Here is a 21,317-nt window from a genome sequence, read left to right as displayed (position 1 = left end):
AATCAATTAGCACTCCGTGCTATATTGCGCGCTACGGGATGTAACGCTTGCGCTCTGATGCAAGCGAATGGCTGTAACGCGTAATGACCTGATGAAGTTCTTCATTGTCTCTTTAAGCGCTACTGGATACATGCTTGAAGGATTGATGAATGACGGCATTTAAATTGGCTTTTCTCCACCCGCGTTACTGGCTCACCTGGGCTGGTCTGGGGTTTCTCTGGTTGCTGGTGCAACTCCCTTATCCTTTTCTTTCGCGTCTTGGCGCCGGTCTTGGGCGACAATCACGCCGCTTCCTCAAACGCCGCGAGAAGATCGCAAAGCGTAACCTCGAACTCTGTTTTCCTGATATGAGCGACGAGATACGCGAAACGCTTATCGCCAAAAACTTTGTCTCCCTGGGCATGGGCCTGATTGAAACCGGCATGGCCTGGTTCTGGTCGGATAAACGTGTGCGTCGTTGGTTTGATGTCGACGGCTATCAGCACTTGCAGGCCGCACAGGCAAGCCGACAGGGCGTGATGGTGGTGGGTGTGCACTTTATGTCACTGGAGCTCGGAGGCCGCGTGATGGGGCTCTGCCAGCCGATGATGGCAACCTATCGGCCGCATAACAGCCCGGTGATGGAATGGGTGCAGACCCGTGGACGCATGCGTTCTAATAAATCGATGATCGATCGCCGCAACCTGAAAGGGCTGGTACAGGCGCTGAAGCAGGGCGAAGCCGTCTGGTTTGCGCCGGATCAGGATTATGGTCGTAAGGGCAGCAGCTTCGCGCCATTCTTCTCGGTCAAAGATGCGGCGACCACCAACGGTACTTTCGTGCTTTCCCGTCTCTCCGGCGCAAAAATGTTGACCGTGACGATGGTGCGCAAAGAGGACAGCTCCGGCTACTCGCTGCACATCGGCCAGGCGCTGGATGATTATCCGGCCCATAACGAATTTGCCGCAGCCAGCTATATGAACCGGGTGATTGAGCGTGAAATCCTGCGCGCGCCGGAACAATATCTGTGGATCCACCGGCGTTTCAAGACGCGCCCCATCGGCGAACCTTCGCTTTACAGCTAATCTTTCTTAACGCCCCGTTTCAGGGGCGTTTTGCCGTTTAATTAAAGGGAGTGGTTATGGTCAGGATTATTGCCGCAGGCTGTTTTGCACTTTTCTCTGCCTGCTCATGGTCAGCCGGCATCACGCTGCTCTGCGATGAGTACAGCGTTGAGGTGGAGCCCAACGGGCTTACGGTAAACGGGCGTCACTACAGCGATCCGCAAGAAAAGCCGTATGAGATTGGCGATCAATACACCGGACGTTCGCTTTTTTACAGCGATAAGCAGGATCAGAACGCAGAAACGAACTGGGTTGCGATCCATATCATTACGCAGCTGGGAAGCGGTAAAAAAGCCTTTTTCTATTCAGATAATAACCATACCGATGACAAAGCGATCCTCTGTAGCCAGCAGCAGGAAACGCCGTCACCGTAAAGGCGAGCGCAGGGCTAACTGCTGAGATCTTCCCATAACTGCAGCTGTGAAAGGGTCAGGGCGTGGGGGAGCGCATAGCCTTTAACGGCAGGAAAGAGGCTTTGCCATTCGCTGTCGCGACTCTGCAGAAGGTGCTCTGCGCGATTGTGCAGCCCCAGCATAAAACCGTACGCTTTAATCTCGCGCAAAAAGGGCAGGCTCTGTTGCAGGTCCTCATGCGCGATCCGCTTATCAAGAACGATCTCGATACGCTCCGCGGCGACATCATGGCTGGTGCAGAGATGATGAAGCGTGGCGAGATAATCGCTATCGTTCAGCCGCTGCGGCGGTAACGTAAAGGAGAAGCAGAGCGTCTCTTTCTTTTTCGCCAGTTGGCACAGCGTGGCAAAAATAAAATCGTCCACGCCAGGCGGCTGCGCGCAGGTTATCTCTACCGGACGAGGAAGTGTGGGCTGGTCGCTGTATTCAAAAAAACGCGCGCTCGTCTGGTAACAAAGAATATTTTTTCCCGATAAATCGGTCACCGGCAGAAATTCTGCCGTCACGAGAAGTTTCTTATCAGCAATATCGACTATTATTGATTTCATTTCCCTGATTAAGCTCCCTACTCAAAAGAACAGGACTTTTCCAATATACAAGAGTGCAATTTTACCTACGCAATCATCACATTTGAAAATTGTTTTAAGTGATCGATCTGTTGCTGTTTGATAGCCTCTATCTATTGCTATTACAAAACCGATCGCTTAAATCTATATAATTGGTTAGCGTTATCGACGTAATATTTCAATTAACGGCATATTATTATCTGTAGGTTTGTTTTGGGTTTTTCTTATCTTCTTGTTATCGCTGATAAAACGTGAAAATTTTATTTCTATACTGTCTGAAAAAATCGTCACGAAACGGCCGCGCTATCGCAGGGTTTTGTTTTTTATGCCGCAATAAAAGCATTAATTGTTTAAACAGCCACTCACCGCTGCCAATAAATCACCGGTCATGATGAAAATAGTGCGGGCGCGCCAGAAGAAAAAAGGCGCGCCCGGGAGAAAAAAACGCCAATTAAGCGTGACGGGCCAGGAAGTCGATAATCAGCCGGGTAACAAATTCAGGGTTTTCTCTGTTGCTAATATGGGCAGCGTTGGGGATGAGGCTAAATTCACAGCCCACTTTTTCCGCCATTAATTGCCCTTCCAGCGGCGGGCGCGGTAAATCGAGTTCCCCGGTGGCAATCTGCACCGGGCAGGTGATTTTCTCCAGCACCGCCATGCGATCGGGGCGCCCGAAAATGAGTTTGCCTAGCGGAACAATGCTTTTACGCAGCTGCTCTGCGCTGAGTGCGCCAAGCCGGGCGGTGAGTGCCTGCACGTCAGACGGGTCGGCATTGTGAGAGTAGAACTGCGAAACGACATACTCCAGCAGCGGTGCGGGCAGGGTGCCTGCGGCGTCAATGGCGTTAAGCATGGCGAAATACTTTTCACGCGCCTCATCCGTTTCACTGCCGACAAAGGTATCAATCAGCATCAGCGCTTTAACCCGCTGCGGGGCCATGGCGGCAAGTTCAGCGCCCCACATTCCACCTACCGACAGCCCAACGACCGCAAACTCTTCAATGCCGAGGTCGTCCATAATCTGCAAATGATCGGCGGCGAGATCGGCCATGGTGCTTTTCCCTGCGGGCAGCGCGGGCGACTCGCCATGCCCCCACAGATCCGGCACGATGACGCGAAACTGCTTCGCCAGCGCGGTCATCTGCGGTGACCACATGGTCTTATCAAACAGGTAGCTGTGACCAAGCAGGAGGGGATAGCCGCTGCCGCTATCGATGTATGACAGGGTAGATGGTGTCTGCATCACTCTTTTCCTTATATGAGCGCCCGTTGGCGTGAGCGCGGTAAAAGTGCGCTCATCATATAAAAGATCGATCCCCTCGGGAGCCTGCAAATTCCTATTCTTCAGCGGGCGGTCATCTTTAAGCCCTTCCTATAATAAAAATAGGCATTTCCTATACATTTTTTGCGCTTTTACCGATTTAACGCGTTACGCTTGCTAAAGCCATTATTTATCAATTTATTAATCATTTTTTTAACGTGCTCTATACCCTTTCAACAGGGTCTATGCTTAACAGATACGCTGTAAAAAGGGCCCGTGAGGGAATAACCCTGCGGTAAGAAGGTTGAAGTGAGAATTATTATCACTAACATAGCGTTATGCCCTTCAGCTCAGATGAAGTGAGGTAACACGATGGAATCATTTAATCCCGAAGATTTTGCATGGCGCGGGCTCACCCTGACGCCGGCCGCCGCGGAGCATATCCGTGAGCTAACCGAAAAACAGGCCGGCCTCCTCGGCGTGCGGCTTGGCATTAAACAGACCGGCTGCGCAGGCTTTGGTTATGTGCTTGACACCGTAAGCGAGCCGAACGACGACGACCTGCTGTACGAATCTGATGGCGCTCGCCTCTACGTCCCTTTACAGGCCATGCCGTTTATTGATGGCACCGAAGTGGATTACGTACGCGAAGGCTTGAACCAGATCTTCAAATTTAATAACCCGAAAGCGCAGCACGAGTGCGGCTGCGGCGAAAGCTTTGGGGTATAGGCGGTACTATGTCTCGTAATACTGAAGCAACTGACGATGTCAAAACCTGGACCGGCAATATCAATTATAAAGAGGGCTTTTTCACCCGGCTGAATACGGATGAGCTGGCGAAAGGCATCAACGAAGAGGTCGTGCGCGCCATTTCGGCGAAACGTAATGAGCCTGAGTGGATGCTGGAGTTTCGCCTGAATGCTTTTCACGCCTGGCTGGAGATGGAAGAGCCGCACTGGTTAAAAGCCCATTACGACAAGCTTAACTACCAGGATTACAGCTACTACTCCGCCCCTTCCTGCGGCAACTGCGACGACGCCTGCGCCTCGCAGCCCGGCGCGGTACAGCAAACGAATGGCAATACCTGGCTGACCGAAGAGGTCGAAGAGGCCTTTAACCAGCTTGGCGTGCCGGTGCGTGAAGGCAAAGAGGTGGCGGTTGACGCCATTTTCGACTCGGTATCGGTTGCCACGACCTACCGCGAAAAGCTCTCCGAACAGGGGATTATCTTCTGCTCCTTCGGTGAGGCGATCCACGATCACCCCGAGCTGGTGCAGAAGTATCTCGGCACCGTGGTGCCCTCGAACGATAACTTCTTCGCCGCGCTGAATGCGGCTGTCGCTTCTGACGGCACCTTTATCTACATCCCGAAAGGGGTGCGCTGCCCGATGGAGCTGTCGACCTATTTCCGCATCAACGCGGAGAAGACCGGCCAGTTCGAGCGCACTATTCTGGTGGCAGATGAAGGGAGCTACGTCAGCTATATCGAGGGCTGCTCTGCGCCAGTGCGCGACAGCTACCAGCTGCATGCGGCGGTGGTGGAAGTGATCATCCACAAAGATGCGGAAGTGAAATACTCGACGGTGCAAAACTGGTTCCCGGGCGATAACAACACCGGCGGCATCCTCAACTTCGTCACCAAGCGTGCGCTGTGCGAAGGCGAGAACAGCAAAATGTCGTGGACGCAGTCAGAAACCGGTTCGGCGATCACCTGGAAGTACCCGAGCTGCATCCTGCGCGGTGACAATTCGATTGGCGAGTTCTTCTCGGTGGCGCTGACCAGTGGGCATCAGCAGGCGGATACCGGCACCAAGATGATCCATATCGGGAAGAACACCAAATCGACGATTATCTCGAAAGGGATCTCGGCCGGACACAGCCAGAACAGCTACCGCGGGCTGGTGAAAATCATGCCGACGGCGACCAACGCGCGAAACTTCACCCAGTGTGACTCGATGCTGATTGGCCCCGATAGTGGCGCGCACACCTTCCCGTATGTCGAGTGCCGCAACAACAGCGCGCAGCTGGAGCATGAAGCGACCACCTCGCGTATCGGTGAAGATCAGCTCTTTTACTGTCTGCAGCGCGGCATCAGCGAAGATGACGCCATCTCAATGATTGTTAACGGCTTCTGTAAAGATGTCTTCTCCGAGCTGCCGCTGGAATTTGCCGTCGAAGCGCAAAAACTGCTGGCCATCAGCCTTGAACACAGCGTCGGTTAAGAATTAAAGGATAATAAATGTTAAGTATCAAAGATTTGCAGGTTGGTGTTGAAGATAAGTCGATTCTGCGCGGCCTGAGCCTTGAGGTGCGTCCGGGCGAAGTGCACGCCATTATGGGCCCGAACGGTTCCGGGAAAAGTACGCTCTCCGCGACCCTCGCCGGGCGTGAAGATTACGAAGTGACCGGCGGCAGCGTGGAGTTTAACGGCAAAGATCTGCTGGAACTGTCACCGGAAGATCGCGCGGGCGAAGGCGTCTTTATGGCCTTCCAGTATCCGGTCGAGATCCCGGGCGTCAGCAACCAGTTCTTCCTGCAAACGGCGCTCAACGCGGTGCGTAAGTACCGCGGCGAAGAGGCGCTGGATCGCTTCGATTTTCAGGATTTGATGGAAGAGAAGATCAAACTGCTGAAGATGCCGGAAGATCTGCTGACCCGCTCGGTTAACGTTGGCTTCTCCGGCGGTGAGAAGAAGCGTAACGACATTCTTCAGATGGCGGTGCTGGAGCCGGAGCTTTGCATTCTTGATGAAACCGACTCAGGGCTTGATATCGATGCGCTGAAGATTGTTGCCGAAGGGGTGAACGCGCTGCGCGATGAGAAGCGCGCCTTTATTATCGTCACCCACTACCAGCGCATTCTCGACTACATCAAACCGGACTTTGTGCATGTGCTGTATCAGGGGCGCATCGTGAAATCAGGCGATTTCACGCTGGTTAAGCAACTGGAGGAGCAGGGCTATGGCTGGCTTACAGAACAGCAGTAACGCGCTGCAACAGTGGCACCATCTGTTTGAAACAAAGAGAGGCGCGCACTCCGCCACGGCTGAGCAGCACCTGCAACAGATGCTGCGTCTTGGCCTGCCGACGCGTAAGCATGAGAACTGGAAATATACGCCGCTGGATGGCCTGCTAAATAGCCAGTTTGTCACCAGCAATGGAGCCCTCGACGCGGCGCAGCGTGATGCGCTGGCTCTACCGGTTGATGCGCTGCGTCTGGTCTTCGTTGATGGCCTGTTCAGCGCAGAATTAAGCGACGACATCACCGGCTCCGGGTTTGCGGTGACGGTAAGCGAAGCCGCCGAAAACCTGCCTGCGCCGGTGCAGCCAGAGGTCTTCTTACACCTCACCGAAAGCCTGGCGCAGAACGTCACCCGTATCGAGGTCGCGCGCAACCAGCGCCCTGAAAAGCCGCTGCTGCTGATGCACGTTACGCAAGGGCTGGCCGGGGAGGAGATGAACACGGCGCATTATCGCCACCATATCGAACTGGCGCAGGGCGCAGAAGCGACGGTTTATGAACACTATGTCAGCCTGAACGACGCACGCCATTTTACCGGCTCGCGCTTCACCATGCAGGTCGGCGCGAACGCGCGGTTGCACCATTTCAAGTTGGCTTTCGAGAACCCGCTCAGCTACCACTTTGCCCATAACGATATTGTGCTCGGCGACGATGGCGCAGCGGACAGCCACAGCTTCCTGCTCGGCGGCGCGGTGCTGCGACATAACACCAGTACCCAACTGAACGGTGAAAACACGCAGCTGAATATCAACAGCCTGGCGATGCCGGTGAAGAGCGAAGTGTGCGACACCCGCACCTGGCTTGAGCACAATAAGGGCTACTGCAACAGCCGCCAGCTGCATAAAACCATTGTCAGCGGCAAGGGACGGGCGGTGTTCAACGGTCTGATCAAGGTGGCGCAACACGCCATTAAGACCGACGGTCAAATGACCAACAACAACCTGCTGCTCGGTCGTCTTTCGGAAGTGGATACCAAACCGCAGCTGGAAATTTATGCCGATGACGTGAAATGTAGCCACGGGGCGACCATTGGACGCATCGACGATGAGCAGATGTTTTACCTGCGCTCGCGCGGCATTGATGAGAACGCGGCGCAGCAGATGATCATCCATGCCTTTGCCGCTGAGCTGACCGAAGCCATCAGCGACGAGGCGCTAAAACAGCAGATTCTGGCGCGTATCAGCCAGCGTCTTGCAGGGGGCGAAGCATGAGTTTTCCCGTGAACGAGGTACGTGCCGATTTTCCGGTACTGCAACGTGAAGTGAACGGACTCCCGCTGGCATATCTCGACAGCGCCGCCAGCGCGCAAAAACCGAATGCGGTTATCGATGCCGAAGCGGAGTTTTTCCGCCACGGCTATGCCGCGGTGCATCGCGGCATCCATACGCTCAGCGCGGAAGCGACGCAGAAAATGGAAAATGTGCGCGTACAAGCGGCATCCTTCCTCAACGCACGTCTGCCGGAAGAGATGGTGTTCGTACGCGGCACCACCGAAGGGATCAACCTCGTCGCTAATAGCTGGGGCAACAGCCAGGTAAACGCGGGCGATAACATCATCATTAGCGCCATGGAGCACCATGCCAACATCGTGCCGTGGCAGATGCTCTGTGAGCGGGTTGGTGCCGAACTGCGCGTCATTCCGCTGAATCAGGATGGCACCCTGCAACTTGAGGCGTTACCCGGCCTGCTGGATGCGCGAACAAAGCTGCTGGCGATTACCCATATCTCTAACGTGCTGGGCACCGAAAACCCGGTTGCAGAGATCATCGCGCTGGCGCATCAGCACGGCGCGAAGGTGCTGGTGGACGGTGCGCAGGCGGTAATGCACCATGCCATTGATGTGCAGGCGCTCGATTGCGACTTCTATGTCTTCTCCGCTCATAAGCTCTACGGGCCGACCGGCATTGGCGTGCTTTACGCCAAAGAGGATATTTTGCAGGCGATGCCGCCGTGGGAAGGGGGTGGGGCGATGATCGCCACTGTCAGCCTGACTGAAGGCACAACCTATGCGAAAGCGCCGTGGCGCTTCGAGGCCGGTACGCCGAATACCGGCAGCATCATGGGCTTTGGCGCGGCGATGGAGTATGTGACGTGCCTCGGTCTGGACGCGATTGGCGAGTATGAGCAGACGCTGATGCGCTACGCTCTCGATGCGCTGCGCGAGGTGCCGGATCTGACGCTCTACGGCCCGGCCGACAGAAAAGGGGTGATTGCTTTTAATCTCGGCAAACATCACGCCTATGACGTGGGCAGCTTCCTGGATAACTACGGTATTGCGGTGCGCACCGGTCACCACTGTGCGATGCCGCTGATGGCCTTCTATAATGTCCCGGCAATGTGTCGTGCGTCGTTTGCGATGTACAACACGCATGAAGAGGTGGATCGTCTGGTTACCGGCCTGAAACGTATTCATCAGTTACTGGGCTAACAGGGAGCACACATGGCCGCACTACCCGATAAAGAGAAGCTGGTGCGCAACTTTAACCGTTGCGCCAACTGGGAAGAGAAGTACCTCTACATCATTGAACTGGGCCAGCGCTTACCGGCGCTGAGCGCTGAAGCGCATAACGCAGACAATCTTATTCAGGGCTGTCAGAGCCAGGTGTGGATTGTGATGGAGCGTAATGCAGAGGGCGTGATTGAGCTGACCGGCGACAGCGATGCCGCCATCGTCAAAGGGCTTATTGCGATTGTCTTCGCCCTCTATCAGCAGATGACCCCGCAGGACATCGTGGCCTTCGATGTCCGCCCGTGGTTTGAAAAACTTGCCCTGACGCAGCACTTAACCCCCTCCCGCTCGCAGGGGCTGGAAGCGATGATCCGCGCCATCCGTACCAAAGCTGCCAATCTTAGCTAAACTCAAAAGACCCTTCTATCCTGTTTACGCGGGGCGTTTGCCGCCTCGCTGATTCTTCAGCTTTCTGACAGCCTGTCAGTGATTACAGGAAACACAGCATGAAACGCGCGTCTTTACTTTTTCTTTCTCTTTTTGGTGCATTAAGCACACTTCAGCTGGCCCATGGGGCGGAATACAGCCTGCCTGCGAACGGCGGTCGCCTGATTGGCCAGAACCAGACCTACACCGTACAGGCCAGCGATAAAAACCTGCAAGCCATCGCCCGCCATTTTGATACAGCGGCGATGCTGATCCTTGAGGCGAATAACACCATCGCACCGGTGCCAGCACCGGGTACGACGGTGACGATCCCAACGCAGATGCTGTTGCCGGATACGCCGCGGGAGGGGATTGTCGTCAACCTCGCGGAGCTGCGCCTCTACTTCTACCCGCCGGGTAAGAACAGCGTGCAGGTCTACCCGATTGGCATTGGTCAACAGGGGCTGGAAACGCCGGTGTCGGTGACCCGCATCAGCCAGAAGATCCCTAATCCGACCTGGACGCCGACCGCCGGTATCCGTGCGCGCTCGCTTGAGCGCGGCGTAGAGCTGCCGAAAGTGGTGCCCGCCGGGCCAAATAACCCGCTGGGTCGCTTTGCCATGCGTCTGGGGATTGGCAATGGCGAGTACCTGATTCACGGCACCAATGCCCAGGACAGCGTTGGTTTACGCGTCAGCTCCGGCTGTATTCGTATGAATGCGCCGGATATCGAAGCGCTGTTTGCCCAGGTCGCTGCGGGCACGCGGGTAGCAATCATCAATGAACCGGTGAAGTATGCCGTTGAGCCTGATGGTAAGCACTACATTGAAGTGCACCGCCCGCTGGCGCAGACCGTTGAACAGGACACGCAGACGCAGCCTATCGTCTTCTCACCGGCGCTGGGTGCGATGATTGAGCAGTCAGGCGGCGACCATTTGATGATTCAGAAAGCGCTCTCGCGCCGTGCTGGTTATCCGGTAGTGATTACCGGTGGGAAAGCCACCTCTGCGGCAACTCCGGTATTGTCGGTACAGAACAGCATTAAGCCGACTGGAAGCGTCGAAGGGCAGAGCGAAGTGGTGATGCAGTAGGTTAGAGGGATAGAAGGAAGGCAAAAAAAAATGGCGCACAATGTGCGCCATTTTCATTACAGGAACTCTTACTTACGGTAAGAGTGAGCCTGGTTGTCCAGACGCTGGTTAGCGCGAGCTGCGTCGTCTTTAGCAGCCTGAACGTCAGAACGCACTGCGTTCACGTCGTTGCTCAGCTGGTCAACTTTAGCGTTCAGAGTCTGAACGTCAGAAGACAGCTGATCGATTTTAGCGTTGCTGGAGCAACCAGCCAGCAGAGTAGAACCCAGGATTACCGCGCCCAGTACCAGTTTAGTACGATTCATTATTAATACCCTCTAGATTGAGTTAATCTCCATGTAGCGTTACAAGTATTACACAAAGTTTTTTATGTTGAGAATATTTTTTTGATGAGAATGCACTTAAATTTGCTCGTTCGCTCAAAGAAGCACCGACTTTGATTTAACTTGCTAAAAACGCCTATTAAAACAGCGGATTCTCATCGGATTCATCTTAGATAAAGTGCGATTTAAATAGCAAAATCCGATTGAAACTTTTAATTCAATCCGCAAGCCGAAATATTAAAAAAAAAGCGCCGCAAGGGCGCTTTTTTAATCTGCCGAAAAGTCCGGTAATTATTACAGTACGTGGACAGATGCGGTGTTGGTGGTGCCGCTCGGAACCAGCGCCCCGGAGACCATCACGACAACGTCGCCTTTGCTCGCCAGACCGCTTTCCAGCGCCACTTCTTTACCCAGACGGTAGAAATCATCCGTAGAGGAGATCTCTTTCACCAACTGGGCGACAACGCCTTTGCTCAGCACCAGCTGACGCGCGGTCACTTCGTTGGTGGTCAGCGCCAGGATGGTCGCATCCGGGAAGTATTTGCGCACGGCGCGCGCAGATTTGCCGCCCTGAGTTGCCACAACGATCAGCGGTGCTTCCAGCTTCTCAGCGGTTTCCACTGCGCCACGGCAGACAGCTTCGGTAATACGCAGTTTGCGGCTGTCGTTGTTGTAGTCCAGACGGCTGGTCATCACGCGGTCAGTACGCTCGCAGATGGTCGCCATGATAGAGACGGACTCCAGCGGGTATTTACCTTTTGCGGATTCGCCAGAGAGCATCACGGCGTCGGTGCCGTCGAGGATGGCGTTCGCCACGTCACCGGCTTCTGCGCGGGTCGGACGCGGGTTTTTGATCATCGAATCGAGCATCTGGGTAGCGGTGATCACCACTTTGCGCGCGCGAATACATTTTTCGATCATCATCTTCTGCGCGAAGATCACCTCTTCAACCGGGATCTCAACGCCCAGGTCACCACGGGCAACCATGATGCCGTCGGAGGCTTCAAGGATCTCGTCGAAGTTGTTCAGGCCTTCCTGGTTTTCAATTTTGGAGATGATCTGGATGTTTTCGCCGCCGTGCGCTTTCAGGTGCTCACGGATTTCAACCACGTCAGAACGCTTACGGATAAAGGAAGCGGCAACGAAATCGACGCCTTGCTCGCAGCCGAAGATCAGATCCTGCTTATCTTTTTCCGCCAGCGCCGGCAGGGCGATGGAGACGCCCGGCAGGTTCACGCCTTTGTTTTCGCCGAGATCGCCGTTGTTCAGCACTTTACAAACAACTTTATTCCCTTCGATGGCGGTCACTTCCATCCCGATCAGACCATCGTCGACCAGCACGGTATCGCCGACGCTCAGGTCGTTAGTGAAGCCTTCATAGGTCACGGCAACGGTGTCGCTATTGCCGACAACGGATTTGTCGGTGGTGAAGGTGAAAGTCTGACCCGCTTTCAGCGAAACGTCGTTACCGCCTTCCAGTTTGATGGTGCGGATTTCCGGACCTTTGGTGTCCAGCAGGATGGCCGCTTTCTTACCGGTTTTGCTCATCACGTTGCGCAGGTTCTGGATGCGCTGGCCGTGCTCAGCATAGTCACCGTGAGAGAAGTTCAGACGCATAACGTTCATGCCTGCGTCCAGCATTTTGGTCAACATCTCTTCGGATTCGGTTTTCGGCCCGATGGTGCATACAATTTTGGTCTTTTTCATGACAGTTTCTGGTCTTTAAGTTTGGGTTGAGAAGGAATGGGAATTCACGCTCCGGGATGCGCACGGCGCCGGAGTCAAACCTGTGTTGCGAAAAGAGCGATGCCACAGACTAAGGATAGGTGACATCAAAAAAGCGTGCAGAGGAATGTGTGCCTGAGATTCAGCCAGTCTGGGAAAACATTGATGTGAGTTATCTGCTTTACAGTTCAATCAGCTGAATCCATTCAAATTAGGATTGCGGCATTATAGCGTCCACAGTGACAGAAAGGAATTAAAAACGCTGTTTCAAAATGCGAATTGATGAGCAGCATCGTTTCGTTATGCAACCGTTATCACATAATTGCGCAACCGTTGCACTACCGTATGCGCTCCCTCTGCTGCCCAACACGAAGCTAACAGTAGTGTGAGAATGACCGCATTTTGCGTCAACAATATTGTCCACCTGCGCAAGTGCTTATTTCTCGAGCCACTCTTTTACTCAAAAAATTAGCAATAAGAAAGTTCCATATATCGAGGTTGACTAACCGTACACGCAGGGGGATTAAATAAATAAAAGACAAACTGCTTGCACTCTAATTAATTACCACGATAGCTAATTTTTTAATCGCATTGACCTTTGGCGAAGCGGATATATCGTTCATTACATCATCAATATCGCAGAAATATATTTTATATTTCCGAATCAATATCACGTTTTTGCACGAAATTTAGATTAAGGAAAATCCTAAAATGCTTGCATTTAAGCGTGGCTAACTTTTTGTTTTAGTTAGTTTCTTGTAACGCAGCGTGACAAAGCTAAAAAACTAACTCATTGAAATATATAGATCTTAACTTTTTGAGATAATTTGCAATAAAGCACGGCGTAACTACGCTTAAGCGACTCTTAATGAGACCCAAAAAATTTATAACAACATTCGTTCCGGGGAATCACTCCCGGAGGTCGGCTGGTGCCTGCTCGTTATTTACCGCCAGCCCTATTTAATGCGATGACTCTTGATGAAGGTTAGGCGATGACGACTTCCACAGTTGTTGGTCATGAATATGCTTTTATTTCACCGCCGGAAATTCCGACCCAACAGGGGCCGATGGGTATCCTGTATGATTTTAATGACGGTGCCCGTTTATTGTTGCCAGCGGGTAACTGGCGGGTAGAAATAAGCGATGACGAAACGGGAAATATCCTCTTTGCTGACAATGTCGGGCAGGGGTGGGTCATCAGCACCAAAAAATATTACGTGCCGTTTCGTCTGCGGGTCTGGGACGGGGTGCAGTCGGAGCCCGTGCTGGATCATGCGCTGGATATGCGCGGCAAAAGGGTGCTGATCTCTTTTCCCAGCGGCACGCTCGGCGACCTGGTCGGCTGGGTGCCGTACGCCGAACGCTTTCGGCAAACCTACCAGTGCCACGTTGACTGCACCCTGGCGCAGCCGATTGCCGATCTCTTCTCGCCGGTCTATCCGCAGCTCAATTTTTTCACCCCGGAAAGCTGGCAGGCCGGGCCTGGCGTGAGCGCGCCGCCCTATGCCAGCTGGCGCGTCGGGCTCTTTTTTAATGGCGATCTCGACAAACAGCCCTTTGATTTTCGCTCTGTCGGCCTGCACCGCACCGCCGGGCATATTCTCGGCGTCGACCCGAGCGAAATTATCCCGGATCTGCGCCAGCACACGCCGCGCCGCATCGCTGAGCCCTATGTCTGCATCGCCACCCAGTCCACCAGCCAGGCCAAATTCTGGAACAACGGCACCGGCTGGCATGAGGTCATCGACTATCTACAAGCGCAGGGCTACCGCGTGCTCTGTATCGACAAAGAGCGTGTGGTCGGCCGCGGTTATGTCTGGAACAAAATCCCCCACGGCGCGGAAGATTTCACCGGCAATCTGCCGCTGGCTGAACGCGTGGCGCTGCTGGAGCACGCCGACTTTTTTATCGGCCTCGGCAGCGGCCTCTCCTGGCTTGCCTGGGGCTGCCATATCCCGGTGGTGCTGATCAGCGGTTTCAGCCTGCCAAACAGCGAGTTTTATACCCCCTGGCGCGTCATCAACACCCATGTCTGCAACGGCTGCTGGGATGACGTGCGACTCAATTTTGATCATCAGGACTATTTCTGGTGTCCGCGCCACAAAGGCACGGACCGGCAGTACGAATGCACACGATTTATCACTGGCAAGCAGGTCATCGGCCATTTACGTCGGCTGATGGCCCTGCGAAGCAATCCCTTTGGCATCAAAACAACAGCATTGGCAGACCCCAATCAACACGCCGCATAGCGGATGAGAGACGGGTTTCGAGGACATTGAAATGAAGAAAAGTCTTAACTGCAGTTACCGGCTGGTGTGGAATGACGTTCAGCGGGCGTTCGTGGTGGTTTCAGAACTGACACGGGCAAAAGGCAAGCGCGCAGGTGGCGCGGTATTGATCTCGGCGGCGGTAGGCGGTCTGTTCGCTAGCAGCGGAGCAATGGCATTCACCCCCGATGTCACCGATTCGGTGCGGGATGAGGTAGTGCAGGAGGGCGTACAGAATGTGCGCACCGGCGGATTAACCACTAACCATACTATCGGCAACCGTGGCACCCAGATCGTGGCGGGCGGTCAGACCGTTGACACTCGCGTGCAGGATGGCGGCTCGCAGATTGTGCGCCAGAACGGCCAGACCACCGGGACCGTTGTTACTAACGGTGTACAGATTGTGGAAGTGGATGGCACGGCAACCGGCTCGCAGCTTAACAGCGGCGGCACGCAGGCGGTCTCCGGTAAGGCGAGCGGCACCGTGGTTGGCGCAGGCGGCGTGCAAACCGTGCTGCAAAGCGGGCTGGCTAGCCAGACAGTGATTAACAACGGCGGCGTACAGGCCGTTAGCGGCAAATCGGTCGAGGGCGTGGTCAACGCTGGCGGCACGCAGCTTATCAACAACGGCGGTTTCTCCCAGGATGCGACGGTAAACAGCGGCGGCATCCAGCACGTTAACGTCGGGGGTTCCGCAGCCGACACCGCTATCTTTGGCGGCGGCAACCAGATCGTCGCTGGCACGGTATCCGGTGCCCATCTCAATGACGGCGGCGCGCAGCTGGTTCAGCAAACCGGTAAAGCTATTGGCACTATCGTCAATAATCGCGGCACCCAGACCGTTGACGGCACCGCGATCTCTGCGGTGGTCAACGGCGGCGGTACCCAACTGGTGCATAGCGGCGGTCTGGCGGCGGGCACCACCGTCAACAGCGGCGGCATCCAGCATATCAAACAGGGCGGCGCAGCTTCCGACGGCGTCGTGTTTGGCGGCGGCACCCAGGTTCTTTCGGGCACCGCATCCGGCACCAGCGTCAGCGACGGCGGTGCGCAGTTAGTCCAGGAAACCGGTAAATCCACCGGGACCATCATCAACAATCGCGGCACCCAGACCGTTGACGGCCAGGCGATCGACTCCGTGGTCAGTGCGGGCGGTACGCAGCTGGTTAACCGCGGCGGTCTGTCGACTGGCGGTGTGGTCAACACCGGCGGGCTGCAGCATATCAGCGTAGGCGGTGCGGCATCCGATGCCACTCTGCTCGGCGGCACCCAACTGGTGGAAGGCATGACCTCCGGTACCGTCATCAATAACCGCGGTTTGCAGCAGATCCACGCCAGCGGCATGAGCAAAGACGCGATTGTTAACGCGGGCGGTGAACAGGACGTTGACGGCGTTTCGCTCTCGGCAGAGGTGAATGACGGCGGCCTGCAAAAAGTGCGCAGCGGCGGCAGCGCGACCAGCGCGGTGATCAACACTGGCGGCATCCAGAGCGTGCTTGCGGGCGGTTCAACCGTTGCCACCACGCTGCTGGGCGGTATTCAGCAACTGGCGGGCGTGGCGGCAGACACCATTATCGGTGCGGGCGGCGTACAGCACGTGCAGGTGGGCGGCAGCGCGACGGGATCGCTTATCAACGACGGCGGCCTGCAACGCGTGGATGGCACGGCCACCTCCTCGGTTATCTATGACGGCGGCACCCAACTGGTCAATAACGGCGGTCTGGCGAAGAGCGCGACCGTAAACAGTGGTGGTCTGCAGCACATTAATGAAGGCGGAGCGGCGTCCGACACCACGGTGTTTGGCGGCGGCAAGCAGGTTGTTGCCGGTACGGCGTCCGGAACCAGCATCAATAACGGCGGTCATCAGCTGGTGCAGGCCACCGGTAAAGCCACCGATACCATCATCAATAGCGGCGGCACCCAGGCGGTAGACGGCGCGGCCATTGCTGCCGTAGTCAACGACGGCGGCGTACAGCTGATCCACTCCGGCGCGCTGGCCAGCGGTTCGCAAGTGAACAGCGGCGGTCTGCAACATATCAACGAAGGCGGTGCAGCGTCGGATGCGCTGCTGTTTGGCGGTACCCAGGTTGTTGAAGGGACAGCTTCCAACACCCGTGTCGATGCAGGCGGCGTGCAGCAAGTTCATGTGACCGGCAAAACCACCGACAGCAAAATCTATGACGGCGGTTTCCAGGATGTTGACGGCACGGCGAACGGCACCACCGTCTACAGCGGTGGTAAACAGCTGATCCGCAGCGGCGCTCACGCGAACGATACCCGCGTTGATAAAGATGGCGTGCAGATTGTGCGGGCCAACGGTGCGGCTTCAAAAACGACTCTGCTGGGCGGAACGCAGCAGGTTGCCGGTCTGGCGGGTGATACGGTCATCGGCGACGGCGGCATTCAGCACGTGCAGGTGGGCGGTAGCGCCACGGGATCGCTTATCAACAGCGGCGGTTTGCAGCGTGTTGACGGCTCGGCGACCTCAGCCGTGGTCAACAACGGCGGCGTGCAGCTGGTTAACAGCGGCGGGCTTGCCGCGGGCTCAATCGTTAACAGCGGTGGCCTGCAACACATTAATGTCGGCGGCGCGGCCTCTGACGGCACGATCTTCGGCGGCGGCAAACAGCTGGTGGCGGGTACGGCTTCCGGTACCAGCGTCAGCGATGGCGGTCAGCAGATCGTGCAGGCGAGCGGTAAAACCACCAATACCCAAATCAACAATGGCGGTGTGCAGAGCGTCGACGGTAACGCGACCTCATCGGTCGTGCGCGACGGCGGTACGCAACTGGTGAACCGGGGCGGTCTGGCGGCAGGGACCACCGTGCACAGCGGCGGTTTGCAGCACATCAATGTTGGCGGTGCGGCATCCGACGGCACGGTATTTGGCGGCGGCAAACAGGTGGTTGCAGGCACGGCATCCGGCACCAGCCTGAGCGATGGCGGTCAGCAGATCGTGCAGGCGAGCGGTAAAACCACCGATACCCACATTAATAGCGGCGGCGTGCAGAGCGTAGATGGCACCGCCACCTCGTCAATCGTTAACGACGGCGGTCAGCAGATCGTCAACAACGGCGGTCTGGCTGCCGGTTCAATCGTGAAAAACGGCGGCGTGCAGCATGTCTCAGCCGGTGGCGCGGCCTCCGACGGCACGGTATTCGGCGGCGGTACGCAACTGGTTCAGGGTACGGCTTCCGGTACCAGCATCAGCGACGGCGGGGTACAGCTGGTCACCAAAGGCGGCCAGGCTCGCGGCACGCTGGTTAACAGCGGCGGCGTCCAGCGCGTCGACGGTCAGTCGTTCGAGGCGGTGATCAATAACGGCGGTCAGCAGATCGTTGACCCGTACGGCTGGTCGCGCCAGAGCGTGATTAACGCGGGCGGCAAGCAGATCCTCAGCAACGCGGCGGTGGCAATCTCCACCGTTCTCAACGGCGGTGAGCAGCACGTTAATAACGGCGCGAAATCCTTCGCTGCGCGCGTGCTGGGCGGGACGCAGAATATCGGCAGCGGTGGCCAGGCCTTCGAAGCGAGTATTGAGAAGGGCGGCGTGCAGAACGTTAACGATGGCGGTTACACCTACGGCGGCACTATCTCTGAGGGTGGCAGACAAAACGTTGCCGCTGGCGGCGTCACCGACTTCACCTTCGTCGATGGCGGCCTGCAGGTGGTTGACGGCACGTCGATTGTCAGCATCGTGAAAAACGGCGGGCGTCAGGTAATCAACAAAAATGCCAACGCCGAAGTCTCCATCGTCACTGATGGCGGTATCCAGGAGGTGTTCGGCACTACCACCGGTTCGGAAATCACCCGCGCAGAACAGCGTATCTACAGCGGCGGTTCAGCCATCTCTACCGTGCTGAACGACGATGCGGTACAGGGGATTTACGACGGCGCAGTGGTCACCGATACCCGCAACCGTCACGGCATCCAGAATATTTACAACGGCGGCCGCGCGGAAAATAACCTGATGGATAACTTTGCGGTGCAGAATATCGCCGCCGGTGGCACGGCGGTCAACACCTCGTTGGGCAACGACAGCCAGCAGAATGTGCGCGGCAGCGCGGTGGATACCGATCTCTCCGCAAACAGCGTGCAGAACGTCTATCGCGGCGGTACGGCAACACGCACCACGCTCTACGAGCGCGGCACGCAGAATATCTACAGCGGTGGTTCATCCGATTTTGCTGTTATCAATGTCGGCGGGATCCAGAACGTGCTGACCGGCGGCACCGCCAGCAACACCACCATTAACGGTGGCGGTACGCAGAACGTCAACAGCGGCGGGACGGTGATCTCCACCATCATCCGCGAGGGCGGGATCCAGAACGTCAATGACGGCGCGATCGTCATCGACAACAAGGTGGTTGGCGATCAGGTGGTTAACCAGGGCGGCACTGTCGCATCTTCCACCGTTAGCGAAAACGGCGCCCAGAGTGTCACTTTCGGCGGCAAGGCTATCGCCACCACCGTCAGCAAAGGCGGTGCCCAGTTCGTTCGCGCCGGGGGCGTGGCGGATCTGACGGCAATTGAACGTGGCGGCATGCTGGCGCTGGAAGATGGCGCAACGGTCACCAATATCAATCTCAACAGCGGCGCAGCGCTGATGGCGGGCACCGACACCACCCTTAACGGCACCAACGCCAACGGCAGCTTCTCCATTGCCAATAAGATCGCCGATAGCCTGCTGCTGGAAAGCGGCGGTCTGCTGGCGGTTGCCGCTGACGGCAGCGCCAACAACACCGTGGTCAGCGAAAACGGTACGCTGAGCGTTGCCGAGGGCGGCATGCTGACCGGGGTTACTAAAGTCAATGATGGCGGTACGCTGGCCGGTAATGTGAACAACGACGGCGAACTGCGTATTACCACTGAGAACAGCGCCAGCACCGTTAACGCGGCGATCAACGGCAACGGTACGCTCTATAAAGAGGGTAACAACACCCTGACCCTGAGCGGGGCGCTTAATCAGGCGGGCGGCACCTTCCTGCAGAGCGGTACGCTGGTGTTCAGCGGGCTGGATGCGGTGACCGATATCATCGCCCAGGCCGGGACCTCTTTGCAGTTGAGCAACGGCTCGACGCTGACCGGGATGATTGACCCGACCGACCTGACCGTCGATGCAGGCTCAAACTGGCTGATGACCGACAGCTCCCTGCTCGATAACCTGACGCTGGGCGGCACCATTGATTACCAGGCACCGACCGGGGCGTTCGTACCGAAAACCCTGACCGTCACTAACCTGGTGGGCAATGGCGGCACCATCACCCTCAACACCCTGTTTGCTGGCAACACCGCAGTGAGTGACAGCCTGGTACTGGATGGCGGTACTGCCACCGGTAACACAACACTCGCCATTCGCAGCCAGGGCGGCCTCGGGGCGCGTACCGCCGGTAACGGCATTCAGGTGGTGAACGCCATTAACGGCGCGACCACTACCGATGATGCGTTCCGTCTTGACGGCAGCCTGCAGGCGGGTGCGTATAACTACACCCTGCAACAGGGCAGCGCCGACGAGAGCTGGTATCTGACCACCGCTGAGGCAGGCGGTAACGCAGACGGCCCGCAGAACTACCGTTCGGCGATGTACCTCTATAGCTCCGTCTACGCCCAGGCAATGGACTATGACAGTGCGCTGCTCGGCTCGCTGGATGCCCGTCGCTATGCGGCGCGTACTCCGACCGAAGGCGGCAGCAATATGTGGGCCCGTTTCCAGGCCGGTCAGCTGAGCCACGATCACGGCGGCAGTGACCTGAGCAACGGCAACACGCCGGAAAGCAAAGGCGGCTACACCTTCCTGCAGATCGGTAGCGATCTGTGGCAGGGCTCAGGCTCTGGCATGGAGTGGACCACTGGGATCTACGGTGCGGCAGGTCTCTCTGCCATCGACGTGCAGCGTAACAACAAGTCGAAAGCCGGTACGGTTCGCGATGACGCTTACAGCGGCGGTCTCTACCTCAACGGCGTGCATGAGAGCGGCTGGTGGATGGACGTAGTGGCGCAGGGGACTCGCCACAACTTCGACACCAATCCGCGTGACGGCGACGGCCTGAAAACCCACGGCTGGGGCTACGTTGGCTCCTTCGAAACCGGTCTGCCGTTTGAGATTGGCAGCGGCCTGGTGCTGGAACCGCAGGTGCAGTACCAGTATCGCGGCGTGAACCTGAAAGATGGTAGTGATGATGTGGCCGACGTTCAGTTCGGCGACGGTCACAGCCAGCAGGTGCGTGCCGGTCTGCGTCTGGGCAACAACGCGACGCTGAAAGAGAGTGGCAAACCGGTACCGGTAAGCTGGTTTATCCGTCCGTCCTTTATCCAGACCTTCGACTCGAAGGGCACGCTGAATGTTAGCGCGCCGGGTGTAGCTGGCAGCGAAACGTCGTTCAATCCGGATCAGGATGGCACCGCAGCAGCGCTGGATATCGGCATCGATGGCCAGATCCGCGACAACGTGACCCTCGGGGTGCGCGCGGGCTATACCCGCAGCATTGATGACGCGGGTACCGGCGGCTACGGTGGTCAAATCACGCTGAAAGTCGGCTTCTGATAAGCCTTGCAGTAATATGAAAAGCCGCGCCGCGAGGTGCGGTTTTTTTTGTCTGTTATTTCTTGGGGAAGTTTTTATCACGGCCGGTAACGCGCAAAAGGCGTGCGGGTGATGCTGATGCTGAGATG

General features: G+C 56.5%; 15 protein-coding genes. 11 read left to right on the top strand and 4 right to left on the bottom strand.

The window, feature by feature from the left end; all coding sequences use genetic code 11:
* Positions 1 to 149: 149 nt before the first annotated feature.
* The gene (lpxP, locus tag N7V53_RS00670) at positions 150 to 1,064 is read left to right on the top strand and encodes a kdo(2)-lipid IV(A) palmitoleoyltransferase (RefSeq protein WP_023481826.1); all 915 of its coding nucleotides are present in this window, start codon (positions 150 to 152) and stop codon (positions 1,062 to 1,064) included.
* Between the two features lie 56 nt (positions 1,065 to 1,120).
* The gene (locus N7V53_RS00665) at positions 1,121 to 1,477 is read left to right on the top strand and encodes a hypothetical protein (RefSeq protein ID WP_023481460.1); all 357 of its coding nucleotides are present in this window, start codon (positions 1,121 to 1,123) and stop codon (positions 1,475 to 1,477) included.
* Between the two features lie 14 nt (positions 1,478 to 1,491).
* On the opposite strand, the gene N7V53_RS00660 is transcribed toward N7V53_RS00665, so the two are convergent.
* Together N7V53_RS00660 and N7V53_RS00655 are read right to left on the bottom strand one after the other, a co-directional pair.
* Entirely contained in the window at positions 1,492 to 2,064 is a 573-nt protein-coding gene (locus N7V53_RS00660) for a hypothetical protein (RefSeq protein WP_279791553.1), read from the bottom strand.
* 469 nt (positions 2,065 to 2,533) lie between these two features.
* On the bottom strand, positions 2,534 to 3,325 hold the full coding sequence (locus N7V53_RS00655; RefSeq protein ID WP_279791552.1) for an alpha/beta hydrolase: 792 nt from the start codon (positions 3,323 to 3,325) through the stop codon (positions 2,534 to 2,536).
* Between the two features lie 390 nt (positions 3,326 to 3,715).
* Here N7V53_RS00655 and sufA point away from each other — a divergent pair, with 390 nt between their 5' ends.
* The 7 genes from sufA (at position 3,716) to N7V53_RS00620 (ending at position 10,330) form a co-directional block, all read left to right on the top strand.
* The gene (sufA, locus tag N7V53_RS00650; protein WP_124968472.1) at positions 3,716 to 4,072 is read left to right on the top strand and encodes a Fe-S cluster assembly scaffold SufA; all 357 of its coding nucleotides are present in this window, start codon (positions 3,716 to 3,718) and stop codon (positions 4,070 to 4,072) included.
* Between the two features lie 8 nt (positions 4,073 to 4,080).
* Entirely contained in the window at positions 4,081 to 5,565 is a 1,485-nt protein-coding gene (sufB, locus tag N7V53_RS00645; protein WP_023481479.1) for a Fe-S cluster assembly protein SufB, read from the top strand.
* A gap of 17 nt (positions 5,566 to 5,582) precedes the next feature.
* On the top strand, positions 5,583 to 6,329 hold the full coding sequence (sufC, locus tag N7V53_RS00640) for a Fe-S cluster assembly ATPase SufC (RefSeq protein ID WP_023481658.1): 747 nt from the start codon (positions 5,583 to 5,585) through the stop codon (positions 6,327 to 6,329).
* A complete protein-coding gene (gene sufD / locus N7V53_RS00635) occupies positions 6,304 to 7,575 on the top strand; it encodes a Fe-S cluster assembly protein SufD (RefSeq protein ID WP_279791549.1) in 1,272 nt (423 codons plus the stop codon). The genes sufC and sufD overlap by 26 nt, the downstream gene beginning before the upstream one ends.
* The gene (sufS, locus tag N7V53_RS00630) at positions 7,572 to 8,792 is read left to right on the top strand and encodes a cysteine desulfurase SufS (RefSeq protein WP_279791547.1); all 1,221 of its coding nucleotides are present in this window, start codon (positions 7,572 to 7,574) and stop codon (positions 8,790 to 8,792) included. Before sufD ends, sufS begins: the two co-directional genes overlap by 4 nt.
* Before the next feature lie 12 nt (positions 8,793 to 8,804).
* Positions 8,805 to 9,221: a cysteine desulfuration protein SufE gene (gene sufE, locus N7V53_RS00625; protein WP_279791546.1), complete on the top strand. Its 417-nt coding sequence runs from the start codon at positions 8,805 to 8,807 to the stop codon at positions 9,219 to 9,221.
* 98 nt (positions 9,222 to 9,319) lie between these two features.
* Positions 9,320 to 10,330, top strand: a complete 1,011-nt coding sequence (locus tag N7V53_RS00620) for a L,D-transpeptidase family protein (protein WP_023481599.1) — start codon at positions 9,320 to 9,322, stop codon at positions 10,328 to 10,330.
* Positions 10,331 to 10,398: 68 nt separating this feature from the next.
* Here the strand turns inward: N7V53_RS00620 and N7V53_RS00615 are convergent, their stop codons facing one another.
* Together N7V53_RS00615 and pykF are read right to left on the bottom strand one after the other, a co-directional pair.
* A complete protein-coding gene (locus tag N7V53_RS00615; protein WP_006118977.1) occupies positions 10,399 to 10,635 on the bottom strand; it encodes a major outer membrane lipoprotein in 237 nt (78 codons plus the stop codon).
* 312 nt (positions 10,636 to 10,947) lie between these two features.
* Positions 10,948 to 12,360: a pyruvate kinase PykF gene (pykF, locus tag N7V53_RS00610; protein WP_054802861.1), complete on the bottom strand. Its 1,413-nt coding sequence runs from the start codon at positions 12,358 to 12,360 to the stop codon at positions 10,948 to 10,950.
* Between the two features lie 1,010 nt (positions 12,361 to 13,370).
* Between pykF and N7V53_RS00605 the strand changes: the two genes are divergently transcribed.
* A complete protein-coding gene (locus tag N7V53_RS00605; protein ID WP_279791544.1) occupies positions 13,371 to 14,627 on the top strand; it encodes an autotransporter strand-loop-strand O-heptosyltransferase in 1,257 nt (418 codons plus the stop codon).
* A 31-nt stretch (positions 14,628 to 14,658) separates the two neighbouring features.
* Positions 14,659 to 21,189, top strand: coding sequence for an AIDA repeat-containing protein (locus tag N7V53_RS00600; RefSeq protein WP_279791543.1), 6,531 nt, complete (start codon positions 14,659 to 14,661; stop codon positions 21,187 to 21,189).
* Positions 21,190 to 21,317: the final 128 nt, after the last annotated feature.

This window comes from Kosakonia sp. HypNH10, from assembly GCF_029850615.1.
Classification (GTDB): Bacteria; Pseudomonadota; Gammaproteobacteria; order Enterobacterales; family Enterobacteriaceae; genus Kosakonia; species Kosakonia cowanii.
Note: the sequence above shows the minus strand (reverse complement) of the source record. Positions and strands in the feature narration are given on the sequence as shown.

What these genes read in the sequence shown, in the direction of transcription:
- N7V53_RS00620 (WP_023481599.1), top strand. Translation starts at nt 9,320, where the DNA reads ATGAAACGCGCGTCTTTACTTTTTCTTTCTCTTTTTGGTGCATTAAGC.
- pykF (WP_054802861.1), bottom strand. Translation starts at nt 12,360, where the DNA reads ATGAAAAAGACCAAAATTGTATGCACCATCGGGCCGAAAACCGAATCC.
- sufE (WP_279791546.1), top strand. Translation starts at nt 8,805, where the DNA reads ATGGCCGCACTACCCGATAAAGAGAAGCTGGTGCGCAACTTTAACCGT.
- N7V53_RS00655 (WP_279791552.1), bottom strand. Translation starts at nt 3,325, where the DNA reads ATGCAGACACCATCTACCCTGTCATACATCGATAGCGGCAGCGGCTAT.
- lpxP (WP_023481826.1), top strand. Translation starts at nt 150, where the DNA reads ATGACGGCATTTAAATTGGCTTTTCTCCACCCGCGTTACTGGCTCACC.
- N7V53_RS00615 (WP_006118977.1), bottom strand. Translation starts at nt 10,635, where the DNA reads ATGAATCGTACTAAACTGGTACTGGGCGCGGTAATCCTGGGTTCTACT.
- N7V53_RS00600 (WP_279791543.1), top strand. Translation starts at nt 14,659, where the DNA reads ATGAAGAAAAGTCTTAACTGCAGTTACCGGCTGGTGTGGAATGACGTT.
- N7V53_RS00660 (WP_279791553.1), bottom strand. Translation starts at nt 2,064, where the DNA reads ATGAAATCAATAATAGTCGATATTGCTGATAAGAAACTTCTCGTGACG.
- sufB (WP_023481479.1), top strand. Translation starts at nt 4,081, where the DNA reads ATGTCTCGTAATACTGAAGCAACTGACGATGTCAAAACCTGGACCGGC.
- sufA (WP_124968472.1), top strand. Translation starts at nt 3,716, where the DNA reads ATGGAATCATTTAATCCCGAAGATTTTGCATGGCGCGGGCTCACCCTG.
- N7V53_RS00665 (WP_023481460.1), top strand. Translation starts at nt 1,121, where the DNA reads ATGGTCAGGATTATTGCCGCAGGCTGTTTTGCACTTTTCTCTGCCTGC.
- sufS (WP_279791547.1), top strand. Translation starts at nt 7,572, where the DNA reads ATGAGTTTTCCCGTGAACGAGGTACGTGCCGATTTTCCGGTACTGCAA.
- sufC (WP_023481658.1), top strand. Translation starts at nt 5,583, where the DNA reads ATGTTAAGTATCAAAGATTTGCAGGTTGGTGTTGAAGATAAGTCGATT.
- sufD (WP_279791549.1), top strand. Translation starts at nt 6,304, where the DNA reads ATGGCTGGCTTACAGAACAGCAGTAACGCGCTGCAACAGTGGCACCAT.
- N7V53_RS00605 (WP_279791544.1), top strand. Translation starts at nt 13,371, where the DNA reads ATGACGACTTCCACAGTTGTTGGTCATGAATATGCTTTTATTTCACCG.